This is a genomic window from Sorangium sp. So ce327, assembly GCF_051530205.1.
GTDB classification, from domain to species: Bacteria; Myxococcota_A; Polyangia; order Polyangiales; family Polyangiaceae; genus Sorangium; species Sorangium cellulosum_B.
In genome coordinates this window covers 6,388,479-6,408,352 of record NZ_CP150330.1, presented here as the reverse complement: position 1 = coordinate 6,408,352, position 19,874 = coordinate 6,388,479, and the positions used below count along the sequence as shown (strand labels likewise).

13 protein-coding genes are annotated in these 19,874 nt (G+C 70.6%); 9 read left to right on the top strand and 4 right to left on the bottom strand.

Going from position 1 to position 19,874, the window contains the following annotated elements; genetic code table 11:
- The first annotated feature begins 53 nt into the window (after window positions 1-53).
- The gene (locus WME95_RS23915; RefSeq protein WP_437910739.1) at window positions 54-2,042 is read left to right on the top strand and encodes a sigma 54-interacting transcriptional regulator; all 1,989 of its coding nucleotides are present in this window, start codon (window positions 54-56) and stop codon (window positions 2,040-2,042) included.
- A 75-nt stretch (window positions 2,043-2,117) separates the two neighbouring features.
- Here WME95_RS23915 and WME95_RS23910 read toward each other — a convergent pair whose 3' ends face one another.
- Together WME95_RS23910 and WME95_RS23905 are read right to left on the bottom strand one after the other, a co-directional pair.
- The gene (locus tag WME95_RS23910) at window positions 2,118-3,659 is read right to left on the bottom strand and encodes a Glu/Leu/Phe/Val family dehydrogenase (RefSeq protein ID WP_437910738.1); all 1,542 of its coding nucleotides are present in this window, start codon (window positions 3,657-3,659) and stop codon (window positions 2,118-2,120) included.
- A 212-nt stretch (window positions 3,660-3,871) separates the two neighbouring features.
- The gene (locus WME95_RS23905; RefSeq protein WP_437910737.1) at window positions 3,872-4,777 is read right to left on the bottom strand and encodes a hypothetical protein; all 906 of its coding nucleotides are present in this window, start codon (window positions 4,775-4,777) and stop codon (window positions 3,872-3,874) included.
- A 1,100-nt stretch (window positions 4,778-5,877) separates the two neighbouring features.
- On the opposite strand from WME95_RS23905, the gene WME95_RS23900 reads away from it, so the two are divergent.
- From WME95_RS23900 to WME95_RS23870, 7 genes are all read left to right on the top strand, one after another.
- Window positions 5,878-8,289 carry a right-handed parallel beta-helix repeat-containing protein gene (locus tag WME95_RS23900; RefSeq protein WP_437910736.1) on the top strand — a complete coding sequence of 804 codons (2,412 nt, stop codon included), beginning with the start codon at window positions 5,878-5,880 and terminating at the stop codon, window positions 8,287-8,289.
- Between the two features lie 771 nt (window positions 8,290-9,060).
- The gene (locus WME95_RS23895; RefSeq protein WP_437555006.1) at window positions 9,061-10,782 is read left to right on the top strand and encodes an ABC transporter substrate-binding protein; all 1,722 of its coding nucleotides are present in this window, start codon (window positions 9,061-9,063) and stop codon (window positions 10,780-10,782) included.
- A 48-nt stretch (window positions 10,783-10,830) separates the two neighbouring features.
- Window positions 10,831-11,808 carry an ABC transporter permease gene (locus tag WME95_RS23890; RefSeq protein ID WP_437555005.1) on the top strand — a complete coding sequence of 326 codons (978 nt, stop codon included), beginning with the start codon at window positions 10,831-10,833 and terminating at the stop codon, window positions 11,806-11,808.
- A gap of 21 nt (window positions 11,809-11,829) precedes the next feature.
- On the top strand, window positions 11,830-12,786 hold the full coding sequence (locus WME95_RS23885) for an ABC transporter permease (protein ID WP_437555004.1): 957 nt from the start codon (window positions 11,830-11,832) through the stop codon (window positions 12,784-12,786).
- A complete protein-coding gene (locus tag WME95_RS23880; protein ID WP_437910735.1) occupies window positions 12,776-13,735 on the top strand; it encodes an ABC transporter ATP-binding protein in 960 nt (319 codons plus the stop codon). Before WME95_RS23885 ends, WME95_RS23880 begins: the two co-directional genes overlap by 11 nt.
- A 2-nt stretch (window positions 13,736-13,737) precedes the next feature.
- Window positions 13,738-14,796, top strand: a complete 1,059-nt coding sequence (locus WME95_RS23875; protein ID WP_437910734.1) for an ABC transporter ATP-binding protein — start codon at window positions 13,738-13,740, stop codon at window positions 14,794-14,796.
- A 181-nt stretch (window positions 14,797-14,977) separates the two neighbouring features.
- Window positions 14,978-16,369: a GH1 family beta-glucosidase gene (locus WME95_RS23870; RefSeq protein WP_437555001.1), complete on the top strand. Its 1,392-nt coding sequence runs from the start codon at window positions 14,978-14,980 to the stop codon at window positions 16,367-16,369.
- An 84-nt stretch (window positions 16,370-16,453) separates the two neighbouring features.
- On the opposite strand, the gene WME95_RS23865 is transcribed toward WME95_RS23870, so the two are convergent.
- Together WME95_RS23865 and WME95_RS23860 are read right to left on the bottom strand one after the other, a co-directional pair.
- Window positions 16,454-17,638 (bottom strand): GspE/PulE family protein, encoded by a 1,185-nt coding sequence (locus WME95_RS23865; RefSeq protein WP_437910733.1) that lies wholly within the window; start codon window positions 17,636-17,638, stop codon window positions 16,454-16,456.
- On the bottom strand, window positions 17,635-18,708 hold the full coding sequence (locus WME95_RS23860) for a CAP domain-containing protein (RefSeq protein ID WP_437910732.1): 1,074 nt from the start codon (window positions 18,706-18,708) through the stop codon (window positions 17,635-17,637). The genes WME95_RS23865 and WME95_RS23860 overlap by 4 nt, the downstream gene beginning before the upstream one ends.
- A gap of 146 nt (window positions 18,709-18,854) precedes the next feature.
- On the opposite strand from WME95_RS23860, the gene WME95_RS23855 reads away from it, so the two are divergent.
- The gene (locus WME95_RS23855; protein WP_437910731.1) at window positions 18,855-19,838 is read left to right on the top strand and encodes a DMT family transporter; all 984 of its coding nucleotides are present in this window, start codon (window positions 18,855-18,857) and stop codon (window positions 19,836-19,838) included.
- Window positions 19,839-19,874 lie beyond the last annotated feature (36 nt).

The following is a 19,874-nucleotide window of genomic DNA, read 5'->3' as shown; positions in this document are numbered from 1 at the left end:
TTGGGAGGAATGAGGCGTAGTTGGGCAGTGTGAGCGGTTACAGGACCGGCCCCATGGCGACGACCGCGCCGCTGTCCATCAAGACAGGGGAGCTCCTCCAGGACGCGCGCTCGGAGAAGCGGCGTGTGCTCCTGCTCGTCTATCATCATGACGGCGTCGAGATGGCCCCGATGAGCCCCGGCGTCGGCGTCGTCGTCGGCAGGGAGGCCCCGGCCGACGTGGTGATCCGGGACAGGAGCATCTCGCGGCGGCACGCGCGCTTCACGCTCGTGGGCGGCGAGGTCGTGGTGGAGGACCTCGGCTCGCGCAACGGGACGCGCATTTCAGGGCAGCGGGTCGAGAGCGGCGTGGTCAAGGCCGGGGACGAGGTGCTGCTCGGCGGCATCGTCGCGTCGGTCCATGTGCTCTCCGGGGGCGAGATGCCCCCGTTCGGCCTGGAGGGCTCCGACGCGCTCCGCTTCGCGCTCCAGGCCGAGATCGTGCGGTCCAGGTTCTTCGGCCGCAAGTTCGCGCTCGTCGTGGTCCGCTCGCTCGGCGCGCAGGCGAGCCACCTCCGCCACTGGGGGCTCCGCGTGCGCGAGGCGCTGAGGCCCGTCGATCGCGTCGCCTTCTACAGCGCCGACACCCTCGAGATCCTGCTCCCCGAGGTCACCCCCGAGCTCGCCGAGGAGCTCGCGAAGGCGATCGTCGCGCGCCGCGAGGGCGAGCCCTTGCTGGTCGCGGGGGTCGCCGTGTCCCCCGACGCCGCGACGTCCATCGACAAGCTCATCGAGGTCAGCCACGAGGCGTCGCGGAGCGCCACCCCCGCCGAGCCCGTGCGCCTCGCGTCCCCGGAGGGCGCGCTGGTCTACGTCACGCCGAAGGTCGACAGCACCCGGCCGCCCGACGAGGCGGGCCCGCCGGGCGCGCCGCCGGAGAGCCAGTGGGAGGCCGACGGCCACCTCCTCGCGACCAAGAGCCCGCTCATGCGATCGCTCGTCGAGGTGGCGCTGCGGGCCGCGCGCTCCTCCATCCCCGTGCTCCTGCGCGGCGAGACCGGGACGGGCAAAGAGGTGCTCGCGAGGTTCATCCACGACGGCAGCCCGCGCCGCGGCGAGCCGCTCATCTGCGTGAATTGCGGGGCGATCCCGGCGCTGCTGGTCGAGAGCACCCTGTTCGGCCACGAGCGCGGCGCCTTCACCGGGGCGAGCCAGCAGCACAAGGGCGTGTTCGAGGCGGCCGCGGGCGGCACGGTCCTGCTCGACGAGATCGGCGAGCTGCCCGCGGCAGCGCAGGCCGCGCTCCTGCGCGTGCTCGAGACCAAGCGGGTGACGCGCGTCGGCGCGACCAAGGAGCTGGAGGTCGACGTCCGCGTGATCGCGGCGACGCACCGCGACCTCGACGCCATGTGCGACGCGGGCACGTTCCGGCTCGATCTGCTCTACCGGCTGAACGCGATGACGCTGAACATCCCGCCGCTCCGCGCGCGCCGCGACGACATCGCGACGCTCGCGGCGGGCTTCCTGGCGCAGGCGAACTCGGCGAACCTCAGCAGGGTCCAGTCGCTCGCGCCCGAGGCGCTGGCCCTCCTGAAGTGCTACTCGTGGCCAGGCAACGTGCGTGAGCTCCGGAACGCGATCGAGCGGGCCGTGGTGATCGCGGAGGGCGACGCGATCATGGCGCGCGATCTCCCGGAGCGCATCCGCCTGGCGGTGACCTCTCCCAGCTCGCCGCCCACGCCCTCTCGCGCCGTCGACGTCTCGCGCTCGTCCGAGCCCGGCGTCGCGCCGGCCCTCTCCCTGCGCGCGTCCGAGCCGCTGCCCTCGCGCCCGTCCGAGCCGCTCCCCCCGCGCGCGTCCGATCCGGGGCAGGGGGCGGCCCCCGCGGTCGGCCTCAAGACGCGCCTGGAGCAGATCGAGGCCGAGCTCCTGCTCGAGGCGCTGCGCGCGTCCGACTGGAACCAGACGGAGGCGGCGCGTCGCCTCGAGCTGCCGCTGCGAACGCTCCAGCACAAGATCAAGGTCTACGGCATCAAGAAGCTCGGGTACGGCGTCGCTCGCTAGGTCCGCCGCCGCCCGCCCGGAACCCGGCCAGAGGGACGGCCGGACTCCGGCGCCGCGCTCGTCGTTTTGCCGAGATCACTGAGAGAACCCTTCCAGCATGTAGTGCGCCTCGATCCGCTTGAGCGCGAGCACCATCGCGGCGAGCCGCATCGGCAGGCGCTTGCCCACGGCGAGCCCGGTCGAGTCGTGATCTTCCGAGCGGCGCGGCCGGTCCTCCGCGATGTCGCAGATCAGGCGGTAGTTGCTCTTGATGGCGCGCTCCAGCCGCGCGTTCACCTCGCCCTCGGTCCAGTGCTCCATGCGCTTGTTCTGGATCCACTCGTAATAGGAGACGGTCACGCCGCCCGCGTTGCCGATGATGTCGGGGATGACGCTGATGCCGCGCTCCGCGAGCACCTTGTCGCCCTCGGTCGTGGTCGGGCGGTTGGCGCCCTCGGCCACGAGCTTCGCCTTCAGCCGCTCGGCCACCTCGCCGGTGATGGCGTCGCCGAGCGCGGCCGGGATGCAGATGTCCGCGTCCACGCTCCAGAAATCGTCCCTCGCGATCGCCTGGGCGCCGCTGTAGCCGGCGACCGACCGCCGGAGGTTCTGCGGGTTCTCGTTGACGTGCGCCATCAGCGCGCCGACGTCGACGCCGTTCGGGTCGTAGATCGCGCCGTCGGCGTCCTGCACGGCCACGCACCGCGCGCCCATCCGGCACAGGATCTCGGCGGCGGCGGAGCCGACGTTGCCGAAGCCCTGCACGATGAAGCGCGCCCCCGCGAGGGGGGCGCCGCGCTGCGCGTACCACTCCTCGATGCAGTACGCGAGCCCCTGCCCGGTCGCCTTGACGCGCCCCTCGGAGCCGCCGATGCGCACGTCCTTGCCCGTGACGACGCCGCGGTGGTTCACCCGCTCGCGCTCGCCGTCGCTGTACTGGCGCAGGAGCCACGCCATCACCTCGGCGTTCGTGCCCACGTCCGGCGCGGGGATGTCCACGTTGGGCCCGATGAGCTGCTTCAGCCGGTACATGTACCGGAGCGAGATCGCCTCGAGCTCCTCCTTGCTGTGCTCGCGCGGGTCCATGCGAATACCCCCCTTGCCGCCGCCGAACGGGACATCGGCGATGGCCGTCTTCCAGGTCATCTCGGCGGCGAGCGCGTTGAACAGGTCGAGCGACACGGCCTTGTGGAAGCGCAGCCCGCCCTTGTAAGGCCCTCGCGCCTGGTTGTGCTGGACCCGATAGGCCTTGAAGCGCACGAACGCGCCGGGCTGGATGCGGTAAAGGCCCTGATCGGCGAGGCGGATCGTCCCGTCCTGCACGTGGATCGAGCCGCTCCGGAGCGCCTCGGGGCGGAGGATGAGCTTGCCGTTGAAGAGCGGGGTGATCGCGGCCCGGTTCGGGATCACCGACGCAGGGAGCCGCTCGTAGGCCGCGGCCGCCTCTCCGCGGAAGGGGACGAGGCGGTCCTGGAGCTGCGTGGTGATGTAGAAGATGTGCTCGTAGTCGGGCTGCTCGAGCTCCAGCCGGATGCGGGGAGCCAGGCCGATGAGGTCCGCGGCGGTGTGAAACACCACCATGGATTCGCCGAAGATGTTGGTCTCCGGCTCGCGCTCTAGGAGGGGGGCGTCTTCCATCGCCGTATGCTGCCTCGACCGCGCGGCGGGGGTCCAACGTTTCGCGGGCCCCGCGCTCGACGAGGGCGGCCGCTCTCCAGAGGCCGGTCGACGGACGGGCCGCCCGCCTCGCGGAGAGCTCGGGTGACTCTCCCCGCAGGTTCGGGCGGACCCTCGTACCGATTCACCACGGCGCGCGGCGGCAGCGTGGCCGTCGCGCCCGGGGAACGACGTCAGGGAAAGAGCGATCCAGGGAAACCACCCCCGCCGCAGCACCCAGCGCCGCCGAAGCCGCCGAGCGGCACGCCGAACCCGCCGGGGAAGCCGAAGCCGCCGTACGGATAGCCGCCCATGCCGAGCGGCCACCCGAAGCCGCCCATGCCCGGCAAGCCGCCGAGGCCGGGGATCCCGCCCATCTGCCCGACCGGGCCGCCGGGCATCTGCCCGACCTGGCCGACGGGGCCGCCGGGGCCCTGGAGCGGGCCGCCGCCCTTGATGGGGCCCTGTCCGATGTCGCCGGGGCCCTGGAGCGGGCCACCGGGGCCCTGGAGCGGGCCACCGGGGCCGCCGATGCCGCCCTTGATGGGACCCTGTCCGACGCCGCCGGGGCCCTGGAGCGGGCCGCCGCCCTTGATGGGGCCCTGTCCGATGTCGCCGGGGCCCTGGAGCGGGCCACCGGGGCCGCCGATGCCGCCCTTGAAGGGGCCCTGTCCGACGCCGCCGGGGCCCTGGAGCGGGCCACCGGGGCCGCCGATGCCGCCCTTGATGGGGCCCTGTCCGATGTCGCCGGGGCCCTGGAGCGGGCCACCGGGGCCGCCGAGGCCACCCTTGAAGGGGCCCTGTCCGACGCCGCCGGGGCCCTGGAGCGGGCCACCGGGGCCGCCGAGGCCGCCCTTGAAGGGGCCCTGGCCGATATCGGTCTTGCCCGGCGCCCCGGGCGCGCCGATCAGGCCGCCGCCCCGCGTCTCCTCGTCCGTCGCTTCCTCGTCCTCCAACGCCTGCTCACTCGACGCCACGTCGACGTCAGCCTGGTCCAACTCGGCCTCTTGCGGAGCCACCGCGTCGACTGCGCACCCGGTCATCAACACAGAAAAGAGCATCGCCGCGTGCGCCATCTTCATATCGATTGAGCGAACCATCCGTCCTCCTTCCATGCCCTGCTACGGCCCTCGGGCCCGCGCCGGCATGTTGAACGGCGTGGAGAGCAGGCTGCGTGCCTGACTCCTCGTGTGCAGAGCCTGCCGCGTCGGCGACGGCGAAAGTGCATTGTCTGAATCCGCGCCGGGTGAGCGTTCTGCCCCGTTTCATCGCGCCGGGGAGCCGCCGCGCCGGCGCGCGCCGGCGCCGCCTCGCAGCGCCGATGTGGGAGCCTTTCGAGCGCTGGAGAAAGGCAAATGTCGACGTCCATCGCAGGGCGCCCCCCGCGCGTCGCGCGCGGCGGGACGGCATGAGACGGGGGAGGACGACCCGACTTGCGGCTTTATCGCGCTCGGCAAGCCGCATTTCCGAAGACCTGGTGGATCCCCGCAATCAGGGGCTGCAGCGACTCGACATCTGCGCTCGTCGGCGGCGATGTTCTCATCGCTTGCGGCCATCTGGTCACGCCGTGCGCAGCCCACTTGGGCCGACAAGGGCCCTGTGCGGCGCTCCTCCTGCGGCAACCTCGCCGTCGTCGCGTGAGTGTGCCGCGCTCTGCGCCGCGCCGCGCGTCACCCCGTCGTCCGGAACGACGGCGCGGCCGCCGGCTTCAGCCGCGGACGGCGGGCTCGCGATGCAGCGGGAGCGGCCGCCTGCGCGGGGCGTCCCCGCGCCGCGTTCGCCCGGTTCAACGTGGTTGACAGAAGACGTCTGACCCACACGCTCGGCCGCGCGCGAGCCTCGTTGTCAGCGAGGTTCGCGCGCCCACGCCCGGGAGACCCGGCGCGGCGCAGCCGTCCGTGGCGCTGCAGCGAAGGGAAAGTCGGCGCGATCACGGCTCCTTTGCCTGGCAGGAGCGCATCTCCCGTTGTAGGATTCATTACGCTAAAGGAGCTCGCGCAGCGCCGCACAGGCGCACAGGCGCACAGGCGGCGTCCTCGTCACCCTGGCGCGGGCTCCTCGACGATCTCGGGCGCTCGGAGCGCCTGTTCATGGAGGCTACGCGCGGTCTCCGCGCTGCTGCGGGAGCTCTGGAGAGCTGTTCGCCCGAGGAGCGGGAGCCCGCGGCGCGCGAGGCAGCGCTTTCCAAGGAGGGGATTGCATGCGCTTCTGCGCGACGCGCGCGGGTTCATCTTGCCTGGCCGCCTGCATCGCGGCCCTCTTGCCGCTCGTCGCGGCGTGCAGCGACGCCTCGGGGAGCTCCGGCGCCCCGCTCGTATGCGAGGGCGTCGCGCCGCGCGCGCCGAGCTGCGCGCCTGGGCACGTCCTCGGCCCCGCGGACGCGTGCATGCCGGTGGGCATCCAGGGGTGCGCCGAGCTCTTCGTGGAGGACGACGGGCTCTGCCATCCATCGATGGAGAAGTGCCCTGCGGGGACGATCCCGAAGTTCGATGAGGGCTGTATTCCCGCTGGCATCCCCCGTTGCGCTCCGGAGCTCGCGGGCGACGACGGGCTCTGCAGGCCGGCCATGGCGAGGTGCCCGACAGGCACGTTCGCGACGCCGGAAGCGGGGTGTGTGCCGGTCGACGGCCCCGCCGGCTGCGGGCGCGGGCCGTGGGGGAGCGTCCCGCGCGTGTCCGGGAACGTCTATGTGGATCCGAGCTACTCCGGCGCGGACGGCGACGGATCCGAGGCGAGGCCGGTCACCACGATCGAGGCGGCGCTGGGGCTCGTCGACGACGGCGGGACGATCGCGCTCGCGGCGGGGACCTACGACGAGCCGGTCGTCATCACGAAGCCGCTCGAGATCGCCGGCCCGTGCGCCTCGCGCGTGCGGATCCGCGGGGTCAGCTCGGCCGTGCGTCCTCCCGCGATCGTGGCCGTGCTCGACGCAGGGGAGGTGACGCTCCGGGGGATCGAGATCGGCGGAGACGGCGCCGGCGTCGTGGCGACGGGCGCGAGCGCCGTGACGCTCGAGCGCGTTCACATCAAGGACGCCATGCATGCCGGCGTCCTGTCGGGCGATGGCGCCCGCCTCTCGGTCGCGCAGAGCTGGATCGAGGGGACGCGCGACGGCAGCGCAGGAACCGGCATCGGCGCCTTTGCGGATGCCGGCGGCGCGCTCCTCGTGAAGGAGAGCGCCGTGACGGGCAACCGCGCGGCGGGCGTGGCGGCGCTCCAGGCGGGCGCCACGGCGTCTGTGGTGGGCAGCCTCGTCGAGGGAACCGTGTCTTCTGGGCGCTACCCGGCGGACGGCCAGGGGATCGTCGTGCAGGACGGCGCCGAGGCGTCGATCGAGAGCACGGCTGTCGTTGGAAACCAGCTGTCCGGGATCCTCGTGGCGGCCAGCGCGTCCGCGACCCTCTCCGGCGTGCTCGTCGAGGGGACGGGCCCCGGGACCTCCGACCCGCCTTACGGCGTCGGCGTGTATGCGGCGAGGCAAGCGCGCGTCGCCATCGACTCGAGCGTGGTCCTCGGCAACACGGAGATCGGCGTCGCCGTCATCGGCGAGGGCAGCGCGGCGACGATGACGCGGAGCCTGGTGCAGGGCACGGTGGCGGCCCCGACCGGGTCGTTGCTCGGCGGATTCGGGGTCGCCGTCGCCCGCGGCGCGGCGATGCGCCTCCACGACAGCGCGGTCGTCCGGAACCGCGGCACCGGGGTTCACGTCGGCGACTCTTCCGCCGAGCTGATCGCCGGCGGCAACCTCATCGAAGGCACCATCGCCGAAGGCAGCTGGGGGGACGGCGCCGGGCTGACCGTGGCGGAGGGCCGGGTGACGCTCGTGTCGAACGCCATTCGCAGCAACGAGGGCACCGGCCTGCTCGTGGGATATGACGGGTCCGAGGCGACCGTGACAGGCAACCTCGTCGAGGGGCATGTCGCGCCGGACCGCCGCGCGCCGGTGGGGCAGGGGATCGTCATCTACAGAGGCGCCACCGCCGTGCTCGCGGGCAATGTCGTGAGCGGCAACCGCTCCGTCGGCGTCTTCGCCGGCACCGAGGTCCTCGGCAGCAAGGTCGAGATCATCGGGAACCTGATCGACGGCACCTCGGGCGGCGAATCAGACGACGATGACGACGATGACGACGATGACGACGACGGCGGCGACGACGACAGCACGGGCATCGGCGTCGCTGCGGCGGGGTACGAGATCCGGCTCGCTTCGTCCATCGTCCGCGGGAGCCGCACGGCCGGCGTTGTGCTGTTCGGCTCGGAGGCGGAGATCTCGCAGACGGTCGTCGACGGGGTGACGGGTGATCCCCGCGCCGCACAGGGCAGGCGGCGCGACGAGCTCGTCGCCGACGGCGTCCTCGCGCTCGCCGGATCCACCGTCGCGCTCGATGACGTGCGGGTGGAAGGCTGTGCGCGCGCCGGCATCCTGTACGACCGGAGCACGGGTCGCCTCTCCCGCGTTCGCGCCCTGGACAACCGCTTCGGGCTGGTCGTGCAGGGCTCGCCCGAGCCTCAGCTGAAGCTGGGTGAGGAGAGCGCGTTCCTCGACAGCTGCACCGCCGACGAGCTCTTCGGCAGCGAGCTCCGCGTGCCAGCGTCCGCTCCCCCGCTTCCATGAAACGCGCTCGCGGCCGCTCGTCTGGACCGCGCCCGCGCCCGCGCCCGCGCCTGTGCGCGAAACATTGATGACATCGAAGGGAGCCTTTCCTGATACGTGGTACTCACGGCCACGGCGGAGAGGACCAGCCCATCAGGCGTCGAATAGCGGCCCGCACACCAACGCTGAGCGCACCCGGCGCTCCGCCCGCGTCCGCCCCTGATGCGGCCTTCCTTACTCTGCCCGCCCAGGGGGGGTGTCCGCGCTCGCCCTGGGAGCGCACCCCCCTGTCCACCGGCGCGAAGTTGGAAATTTCTGGTCTTGTAATCGCCCGCGGACGTCTGTATAGACCTGCCCCGGACGCGCGTGGACGGCGGCGTACCTCAGGTGCCCGAACCGACGCAGTCTGTGACTGCTTACTTTCTTTCTGCGACCAAAGAAAATAACAGTGCAAGTGCTTAAGCCATCATTCCTCATGACGCGTGATGACACCATGAGCACCACATGAGACGGAGTTGCTGCTGCGAGACATGACGCACCACGACATCTCCCTTGGAAACGCGCCTGAGTAAGCGGCGCGAGAACTTGACAGCGACCTCGAATCCCCGTTGACACTGCTGTGCGAAAACGGCTACAGTGCCGACGCCTGGATGCTGGTATGGCGCACTGCGTCGCGGTGTCGAATTCCGGCGAGCCGCTCTGCTGCGTGGTGGCTTCCAGGGAGATTGAGGAGTGGGAGAGGGACGGTGGGCGCTCGGGCGTATCCACGAGGGCCCCGCGAGGAGCATTCTCATGAGGAACTGGTTGTTGCCGCGTCGGACGTTCGTGTTGTCGACGTTGCTGCTTTCGGTCGGTGTCACAGCGGGGTGCGGGAAGACCGAACCGACCAAGGAGTCCGCGGGCGGCGCGAGCACCGCGCCGGGTGCGGGCAAGCCCTCTCCGGCCGCCGACACCTTCCTGACCGTCTCGATCGAGCAGCAAGCGTCATGGGTGCGGAACTTCAATCCTCTGCTCGCATCAGGCAACGTTCGCTGGCCAACCGTCGCTGGCATCTACGAGCCGCTCCTCGTTTACAACACGATGAAGGGCGAGTTCACCCCCTGGCTCGCATCCAAGTACGAGTGGGGTAACGGGAACAAGACGCTCACCGTCACGACGCGGTCCGGCGTCAAGTGGTCCGATGGCCAGCCGTTCACGGCGAAGGACGTGGCCTTCACCTTCGGGCTCCTGAAGAAGCACGTCGCCCTCGACCTGCAAGGCGTCTGGAAGTGGCTGACCTCGGTCGAGGCCAAGAGCGACTCCACGGTCGAGTTCACGCTCACGCGGCCGTACGTCCCCGGGCTCGTCTTCCTCGGCCACCAGCCGATCGTGCCGGAGCACAAGTGGAAGGACGTGGCGGATCCGGTCACGTACACGAACGAGAACCCGGTCGCAACGGGGCCCTTCACCGAGGTGAAGACCTTCCAGAACCAGATCTACGAGCTCGGCCGGAACCCGAACTACTGGCAGCCGGGCAAGCCGGCGATCAAGGGGCTCCGCTTCCCGGCGTACCCGGGCAACGACCAGGCGAACCTGGCGCTCCTGAACGGCGAGGTCGACTGGGCCGGCAACTTCGTCCCGGAGATCGAGAAGGTCTACGTCGGCAAGGACCCGGCGAATCACCACTACTGGTTCCCGCTCGTCGGCAGCACGGTGTTCGTCTACACGAACACGACGAAGAAGCCCCTCGACGACGCGCGGGTGCGCAAGGCGATCAGCATGTCGCTCGACCGCGAGCAGATCGTCAAGGTCGCCATGAACAACTACACGCGGCCGGCGGACGCGACGGCGCTGAGCGACGCGCACGAGCGCTGGCGCAGCCAGAAGACGGTCGAGGCGGGCGACTGGGTCAAGTTCAACGTGGCCAAGGCGAACCAGATCCTCGACGAGGCGGGTTATGCCAAGGGGGCCGACGGCATCCGCGTGAAGGACGGGAAGCCGCTGCGCTTCGATCTCAACGTCGTCACGGGCTGGTCCGACTGGGTACGCGCGGCGCAGATCGTCACGCAGCAGGTGAAGCAGATCGGCGTCGAGGCCACGCTGAAGACGTACGACTTCAGCGCGTTCTTCGAGGCGCTCCAGAAGGGCACGTTCGACCTGTCGATGGGCTGGTCGAACGAGGAGCCGACGCCCTACAATTTCTACCGAGACCTCCTCGGCACCGCGACCGCGAAGCCGGTCGGCGAGACGTCGGCGCGCAACTGGCACCGCTTCGGCGCCAAGCAGGCCGACAGCCTCTTCGAGGCGTTCGAGGCCGCGACCGAGCCGGCGGAGCAGAAGAAGATCATCGAGCAGCTCCAGGAGATCTTCTCCGAGGCGGCGCCCTCGATCCCGCTGTTCCCCGGGCCGTCCTGGGGCGAGTACAACACACGCCGCTTCACCGGGTTCCCCAGCAAGGAGAACCCGTACGCGAAGCTGTCGCCCAACAACCCGCCCGAGTACCTCCTGGTCCTCACCGAGCTCAAGCCGAAGTGAAGTTGGGCGTGACCTGATCCGGAGCGCAGGTTAAAAGAGAGAGCTTCTGTGCGTTACCTTCTGCGACAGCTGGGCTTGTACTTCATCGCGGCGTGGGCCTCGCTCACCCTCAACTTCCTCATTCCGCGCGCCATGCCGGGCGATCCAGCCTCGGCCATGTTCGTGCGCTTCCGGGGGCAGCTGCAGCCGGAGGCGATCGAGGCGCTGCGGAAGGCGTTCGGGTTCACGGATGAGCCGCTCTACAAGCAGTACTTCACCTACCTGAGCCACATCCTGGTCGGCGATTTCGGCACATCGATCGCGCACTTCCCGGCGAAGGTGACGGAGGTCATCGCGACGGGGCTCGGCTGGACGCTGCTCCTGTCGGGCGCCGCCGTGATCGTCAGCTTCGGCCTGGGGACGCTGCTCGGGATCGTCGCGACGTGGAAGCGGGGCGGCTGGCTCGACTCGATCATGCCGCCGGTCCTGATGTTCCTCGGCGCGTTCCCCTACTTCTGGCTCGCGATGGTGTCGCTCTACCTCCTCGGGTTCGTGCTCGGGGCCTTCCCGCTGCGGCACGCCTACAGCGACACGCTCTCGCCCGATTGGAGCCTGGAGTTCATCGGGAGCGTGCTCTCGCACATGATCCTGCCCGCCCTGTCGATCGTCATCGCCACCATCGGCGGCTGGATGCTCGGCATGCGCAGCGCGATGGTCACCGTGCTGTCCGAGGAGTACATCACGATGGCCCAGGCCAAGGGGCTCTCGCAGTGGCGGGTCATGTTCACCTACGCCGCGAGGAACGCGCTCCTGCCCAATGTCACCGGCTTCGGCATGGCGCTCGGCTTCGTCCTCGCCGGCTCGCTGCTCACCGAGATCGTCTTCTCGTATCCGGGGCAAGGCTATCTGCTCATCCAGGCGGTTCGAAACCAGGATTACCCGCTCATGCAGGGGATCTTCCTTACCATCACGTTCGCCGTGCTGGGGGCGAACTTCCTGGTCGACGTGATCTACGTGTTTCTTGATCCCCGCGCCCGCGGGCGCTGACGGCTGGGTCCAGGAGAAGCGATGGCTGCGCAACAAGGCAACAGCGGGGGCGGCGGCTCCCGTGCGGCGGGGTGGCTCCGCCTGCTCCTCTCGAATCGCAAGGCGATGGTGGGCACGCTCATCGTGCTCTTCTTCCTGCTCCTCTCGCTGCTGGGCCCCTCGATCGTGGGGCAAGATCCGCACGCGTTCGTGGGCATGCCGCACGAGGCTCCCTCCGCCGAGCACCTGTTCGGCACGAACGGCCAGGGGCAGGACGTGCTCGCGCAGACGATCGTCGGCGCGCGGACCTCGCTGGCCGTCGGCTTCGCCACGGGCTTCGCGGTGATCGCGATCGGCGCGGCGATCGGCATGGCCGGGGGCTACTTCGGCGGCTGGATCGACAGCGTCCTCTCGCTGCTCACGAACGTGTTCCTGATCATCCCTGGCCTGCCGATGGCCGTCGTCATCGCGGCCTACCTGCCGGCCGGGCCGATGACGATCCTGTTCGTCCTCGTCCTCACGGGCTGGGCGTGGAACGCGCGTGTGCTCCGCTCGCAGGTGCTCGCGCTGCGCGACAAGGACTTCGTGTCCGCGGCCCTCGTGAGCGGCGAGAGCAGCGCGCGCATCATCTTCGTGGAGATCCTGCCGAACATGACGTCGCTCCTCATGTCCGGCTTCATCGGCGCGACGGTTTACGCCATCGGCGCCCAGGTCGGCCTCGAGTTCCTCGGGCTCGGCGACCTGAGCGCCATCACCTGGGGCACGAACCTCTACTGGGCGAGCAACAACGCCGCGCTCCTCACGGGCGCCTGGTGGACCATTGTCCCCACCGGCGTGTGCGTCGCGCTGGTCGGGTTCGCGCTCACGCTCATCAATTACGCGATCGACGAGATCTCGAATCCGCGGCTCCGCTCGGAGGGAGCCTGGTCGCGTCTCCTCAGGAGCCGCAAGGTCACGGCGGGTTCGTCAACGCCGGTGGTGAGGACTCATGGCGCCTAGTCCGCTTCTCTCGGTTCAGGATCTCCGGGTCGAGTTCATCACCCCGACGGGTCCGGTGTGTGCGGTCGACAACGTCTCCTTCGACATCGCCCCGGGCGAGGTGCTCGGCCTCGCGGGCGAGTCGGGGAGCGGCAAGTCGACGGTGGCGATGGCCATCATGCGGCTTCTCCGCCCGCCGGCGGTCATCACGGGCGGGCACGTGTACTTCGCCGGGCAGGACGTGCTGGCGATGAACGAGGAGCAGCTCCGCGCCTTCCGCTGGCGGAAGATGGCGCTGGTGTTCCAGAGCGCGATGACCGCGCTCAACCCGGTGCTGACGATCGGCGAGCAGATCGCGGATCCGATCATCGCGCACGACGGCGTGACGCCCGCTCAGGCGATGGAGCGCGCGGCGGCGCTGCTCAAGCTCGTGAACATCGACTCGTCGCGCCTGAACAGCTACCCGCACCAGCTGTCGGGCGGCATGCGGCAGCGCGTGGTGATCGCGATCGCGATGGCGCTCAAGCCGCCGTTCCTCATCATGGATGAGCCGACGACGGCGCTCGACGTGGTCGTGCAGCGGGAGATCCTGCAGCAGATCGCCGAGCTCAAGGAGCGCCTCGGCTTCTCGATCCTCTTCATCACGCACGACCTCTCGCTCATCGCCGAGTTCTCGACGCGCATCGCCATCCTCTACGCGGGCAAGCTCGCGGAGACCGCCCGCGCCAAGGACCTCTTCAGCGATCCGAAGCACCCGTACACGCAGGGGCTCCTCGGGTCGTTCCCCTCGGTCCGTGGGCCGCGCCGCAAGCTGCAGGGCATCCCGGGCTCGCCGCCCGACATGCGCAACCCGCCGGCCGGCTGCCGCTTCCACCCCCGGTGTCCGCAGGCCTTCGCGACCTGCCAGAACGAGCTGCCCGTCCTTCGTGAAATCGCGCCCGAGCACCGCGGCGCTTGCCACCTCTACTGACGATGACGATGACGCAACCTTCTGTCTCGCCTGTCCTCGACGTGGTGCGCCTGGGGAAGTACTTCCCCGTCGGCGGCGGGCTGCGATCGCAGCAGCTCCGGGCGCTGCACGACGCATCGTTCTCGCTGGCGGAGCGTGAGGTCATCGCGCTGGTCGGCGAGTCGGGCAGCGGCAAGAGCACGATCGCACGGCTCCTCGCGCGGCTGATGCCGCCGAGCAGCGGGCAGATCGTGTTCAAGGGTCGCGACGTGCTGAAGGAGGAGCCGACCCGCGCCTCGCTCGCTTACCGCGGGCAGGTGCAGATGATCTTCCAGGATCCGTTCGGCTCGCTCAACCCGGTGCACACCATCGGCTACCACCTCGAGCGGCCGCTCCTGCTCCACAACAAGGCGCCCACCCCGGCGATCCTCCGGGAGAAGGTGCACGCGCTCCTCAAGACGGTCGATCTGAACCCGCCCGCGGAGGTCGCGCTCAAGTTCCCGTACCAGCTGTCGGGCGGTCAGCGGCAGCGCGTCGCGATCGCCCGCGCCCTCGCGGTGGATCCCAGCGTGATCCTCGCGGACGAGCCGATCTCGATGCTCGACGTCTCGATCCGCATGGGCGTCCTGAACCTGATGGAGAAGCTCAAGGAGGAGCGCGGCATCTCCTACCTCTACATCACGCACGACATCGCGAGCGCGCGCTACGTCGCGGATCGCACGATGGTGATGTACGCAGGCCACATCGTGGAGGGCGCGCCGAGCGAGGAGCTGATGCAGCAGCCGGCGCACCCGTACACGAAGCTCCTGCTCTCGGCGGTCCCGGATCCGAACGGCTCGATCCGCGGCGATCTCCCCGCCCGCTCCGGGGCGCCGAAGCTCATCGACCCGCCGCCGGGCTGCCCCTTCGCGGACCGCTGCCCGAGCGTGATGAACACGTGCCGGGAGCAGACGCCGGGGCCTGTCGACGTCGGATCGGGGCACTGGGTCCGCTGCCATCTCTACGCGCCCGGCTCCGTCATCGCGCCCTCCGCGCTCTACGATCGCAAGGTGCCCGCCTCCGTCGAGGCCGGACCTCTCTAGAGCGGAGGTCACCCGCTTCGGGTACGGGCCCATCTCGACGTTTTCGGTGCTCAGCGCACCGGAGTGCGCTTCCGCGCCGAAAACGCCGATCTGGACCCGTCTCCTGTGCGGGTGACCTCCGCTCTGTGACGTTCGTACCAGGCTCCGCTGAAAACCGCTCTGAGGAGAACCACAGATCGACATGCCGTCTCTGAGATTTCCCGACAATTTCGTCTGGGGGACCGCGACGTCCTCCTATCAGATCGAGGGGGCTACGAACGAGGACGGCCGCAGCGAGTCCATCTGGGATCGCTTCGCGAAGACGCCCGGTCAGATCGTCGACGGGACCAACGGCGACGTCGCGTGCGACCACTACCACCGGTGGCCCGAGGACATCGCGCTGATGAAGAGCCTGGGCATGATGGCCTACAGGTTCTCGATCGCGTGGCCGCGCATCCTCCCGAACGGCCGGGGCGCGGTGAACCAGAAGGGGCTCGACTTCTACAGCCGGCTCGTGGACGGCCTGCTCGCGGCCGGGATCGAGCCGTACGCGACGCTCTTCCACTGGGACCTGCCGCAGGTGCTCCAGGACCAGGTCGGAGGCTGGCAGCACCGCTCGACGGCGGACGCGTTCGTGGAGTTCACCGACGCCATCTCGCGGAAGCTCGGCGATCGCGTGAAGAAGTGGATCACGCACAACGAGCCGTGGTGCACGGCGTTCCTCAGCTACGAGAAGGGGATCCACGCGCCGGGCGGGCGCGATTTCAAGAAGGCGCTGGCGGTGAGCCACCACCTCTTGCTCTCGCACGGCCTCGCGGTGCCCGTGGTGCGCCAGAACTGTCCCGGCGCCGAGGTGGGCATCACGCTGAACATGAACTACGCGATGCCCGCGTCCCCCAGCGCCGCCGACTACGACGCGTGCCGCCACTACGACGGGTATTTCAACCGCTGGTTCCTCGATCCGCTGTACGGCCGGCGTTATCCGGCGGACATGATCGAGGACTACATTGCGCTGGGCTACCTCCCGCCGGAGGGGCTGACCGTGTGCAAGCCGGGCGATCTCGAGATCATCGCCACGCAGTGCGACTTCCTCGGCCTCAACTACTACTCGCGGGCGGTCCTGCGGAGCAGCAAGGTGCCCGAGGAGCAGAACCTGCCGAGGACGGTGCACGTCGCGCCCCTCTCCGAGCAGACGGAGATGAACTGGGAGGTCTACCCGGAAGGGCTGCGGCGGCTGCTCCTCCGGCTGCACGTGGAGTACGGCGTGCCGAAGCTCTACGTGACGGAGAACGGCGCGGCCTACTCGACCGAGCCCGATAAGGACGGCCGCATCCCGGACACGCGGCGGCTCGAGTTCCTGCGCGATCACTTCGTCGCCGCGCGGCGCGCGATGGACGCGGGGGCGCCGCTGGCGGGGTACTTCGTGTGGTCGCTGATGGACAACTACGAGTGGGATCGCGGCTATTCGCAGCGGTTCGGCATCGTCTGGGTGGACTACGAGACGCAGCGGCGCATCCCGAAGGACAGCGCGCTCTGGTACAAGGGCGTCATCGCCGCCAACGCGGTCGACGACGGCTCCTCGCCGGCGACCTGACCGGCGGCGCGCCGCGGATCGCAGGGCGAACCGCGGCGCGTCTGGCAGAGACGCTCGGCAAGACCTCCTCCAGAGCGGGGAGCGTCACGTCACGCGGAGCACCTCGTCGAGGGAGGTGAGCCCCTCCTTCACCTTGGCGAGCCCGGCCTCGCGGAGCGGCACGAGGCCTACCCTGCGTGCGGCGTCCCGGTACGCGCGTTTCCCCGCCCGCGCCTTCACGAGATCCCGCAGGTCGTCGTCGAGTTCCAGCATCTCGAACAGGCCCATGCGACCCCGGTAGCCCGTCAAGTGGCATGTCTGGCACCCGACGCTGCGCTTCAGCTCGGCGCCCTTCTCGATGAGGACCTTGTCCTCCTCGCCCGTCACGGCGGCCTCGAGCTCGTACGCCTCCGCGCACTCCTCGCAGAGCTTGCGGACGAGCCGCTGCGCGACCACGGCGAGCAGGGCGTTCGCCACGATCCACGACTCCGCGCCGAGGTCCACGAGGCGCGCGACCGTGTCCACCGCGTCGGAGGTGTGCAGCGTCGACAGCACGAGGTGCCCCGTGAGGCTCGCCTGCAGCGCGATCTGCGCCGTCTCGGGATCGCGCATCTCGCCCACCATGATCACGTCCGGGTCCTGCCGGAGGATCGCGCGCAGGCCCGTCGCGAACGTGAAGCCCTGCCTCGGGTTGGTCTGCCCCTGCGTGATGTCGGCGAACTCGACCTCGATCGGATCTTCCAGCGTGACGATGCTCAGCTCGCTCGTCTTCATGACCTTGATCAGCGAGTAGAGCGTCGAGGTCTTGCCGGATCCGGTCGGCCCGCACACGACGATCAGCCCCGAGGGCCGGTCGGCGAGCCGCTCGAGCCGCGGCAGGTCCCCCTCGGCGAGCCCGAGCTTGTCGAGCGGGATCAGCTGGTGGCTCAGCAGCACGCGCAGCACGAGCGTCTCGCCGTGGATCGCGGGGAACGTCGAGGCGCGCAGGTGGATGAGCGGGTGGCCGTGGAGCTCCAGGCTGAACTGGCCGTCCTGCGGCAGGCGCCGCTCGGTCATGTCCATCCGCGCGAGCACCTTCACGCGCGAGGTGAGCGACGGCGCGATCTCGATCGGGATCTGCCCTTGCGCCACCATCACGCCGTCGACGCGGTAGCGCACGCGGATGCCGTCGCGCTTCGGCTCGACGTGGATGTCGCTCGCGCCCATCGAGACCGCGCGGCGGACCAGGTGATCGAGCACCTTGACCGCGTCGAGCTCCTCGGACGCCGTGGGGGGGCGGCTCTGGCTCATCGTGCGCCTCCCTTGCCGACGACGTCGATCGTGCGGAGCGAGACCATCTTCAGCTCGTCCGAGGGGGGGAACGTCGCCCAGACGCTGACGCCGTAGAGCCCGGGCCGCCCGCGGTCGTCCAGCGGGACCTGGATGTCGAATCGATTGCCGGTCACCTGGAGAGGAATAGGCGTCTTGAAGCCCTTCGGGAAGAACGTCGCGTAGGGGGGCGGGATCGGGTATCCGCCCATCTTGAGCAGCTTCTCCGGCTTGATCGGCTTCGCCGGCTCGACCCGCGAGATCCCGACGCCCGCGATCTTCGCCGGCGCGGCGAGCTCGCCGCTCACCCGGATCCGCTCGCCGATCTTCGCCCGCCTGGGCAGCGGCTGGTACGTCCCGTAGTCGTCGACGAACTCCTGCGCCAGGCAGGCGATGTCGAACCCCTTCGCCTTGGCCAGCCCGACCCCGAGCGACGTGTGCGACGCTGTGAGCACGTTGCGCCGGTGCCCGTCGGCCGGGGGCTTCTCGTTCATGAAGGCCTGGTGCACGCGCTCGAGGCTCTCCGCGGAGAAGCGCGGATCCGGATCGAGCTCGCGGGGGGTCGCGTCGGCGAAGCAGCCGGCGTTCTCCATCGGGAACCCGTCGCCGCCCGCGGCCGTGTAGCGCTCCTCCGGGACCGAGCCGTCGCTGCCCCAGTGGCCGGTGAAGCCGATCCGGACCATGTCCTCGGCGTGCCGCCGCCCTGCGCGCGCCGCGGTCTCGTCCCACCGGACGGGAGGCAGCTTGTGCGCCGCGCGATCGCGGTTCACGAGGCCGAGCACGTACCGCGCTGCCTCCGCGCGGGTCATCTGCTGGCTCGGCGCGGGCGGGGCCTGGGTGCCCTGGGCCTCGCCGCCGGCCTCCACGCCGGCGGGCTTGCCCTCCGAGGGGCGCGCGCTCTCCTCCGCCGCTCCCTCCCAGGCCGCCTTGCCCCCGGAGGGCCCCTCCGCCGGCTCGTTCGCGGCGCTCGCGCCGCACCCGAGCGCGTGGGCGCTCGCGGCGACGAGCCCGAGCCAGAGCGCCCCGGATCGGCGCTCCCGCTGACCATCCATCGCTCCTGTCCTGCTTCTCCTCGTGACTCCGATGATCGCGCGCATCGTTGCGACCGTAGCGCTTCGATGTCGCGCACGCACCCGGGAGCGCCGACGCCTCCGGGCGCACGGCGGCGTGTACGGCGGCGAGGTCGAGGTGGTAATCGATGCGCTACGTGAGCACGTCGTCATCGTCGCAGGGCGCGGTCGCCGCGCACCCGCCCGGGGCCTCCGCGATCGTCCTCGCCGCGGAGCGCGAGGAGCGCGCGGCGCACCCGACAGCGGGCGTCCTGTGGATGCTCCTGGCCCAATCGCTCTTCGCCGCGATGAACGTCCTCGCGCGGCTCTCTTCGGAGCACGCCCCGTGGCCCGAGGTGGCCGCGTCGCGAACGCTGGTGGGCGCGGCCACCGCGCTCGGCGTCGCGCTCGTCCGCCGTGCGCCGCTCTCCGTGGGTCGAGGCGACCGGCGGCTCGCGTGGGCGCGCTCGCTCTGCGGCACCGGGGCGATGCTCTGCGGCTTCTACACGCTCGGCACGCCGCAGATCGCGCTCGGCGACGCGGTCACGCTCGGCGCGACGAGCCCGATCTTCGTCGCGCTCCTCGCGCCGCGCCTGCTCGGCGAGCGGACGAGCCCGCGCCTCTGGCTCGCGACCCTGCTCGCCTTCGCGGGCGTCGGGCTGGTCGCCGCGCCGAGGCTCGCGATCGCGGGCGAGATCGCGCTCATCGCCACGCTCGGCGCCGTCTTCTCGGCGTTCGCGATGATCTGGCTGCGCAGGATCGGCGCAGGCGGGGAGCGCGCGAGCCCCGAGGCGATCGCGCTGCATTTCTCGCTCGTGGCGAGCGCCGCGATGGTCGCGCTCTCGATCCCGGTCTGGCGGACGCCCGACGCCTTCGGCGCGCTCCTCCTGATCGGGACGGGGCTCGCCGGCGGCCTCGCGCAGCTCGCGATGACGCGCGCCTACGCGCTCGACAGCGCGGCGCGCATCGGCGCGATCGGTTACGTCGGGGTCGTCCTGTCGCACGTGCTCGCCGCCGCCTGGCTCGGCGAGAGCCCGTCGGCGGACCAGCTGCTCGGGGCGGCGCTCGTGACGGCGGCCGGCCTGTGGCTCGCTGCCCAGGCGCTCCGCGACGCGCGGCGGCCAGCGCGTTGACCGGCCTCCACCCCGCGTGGGATAGCGGATCTCCGC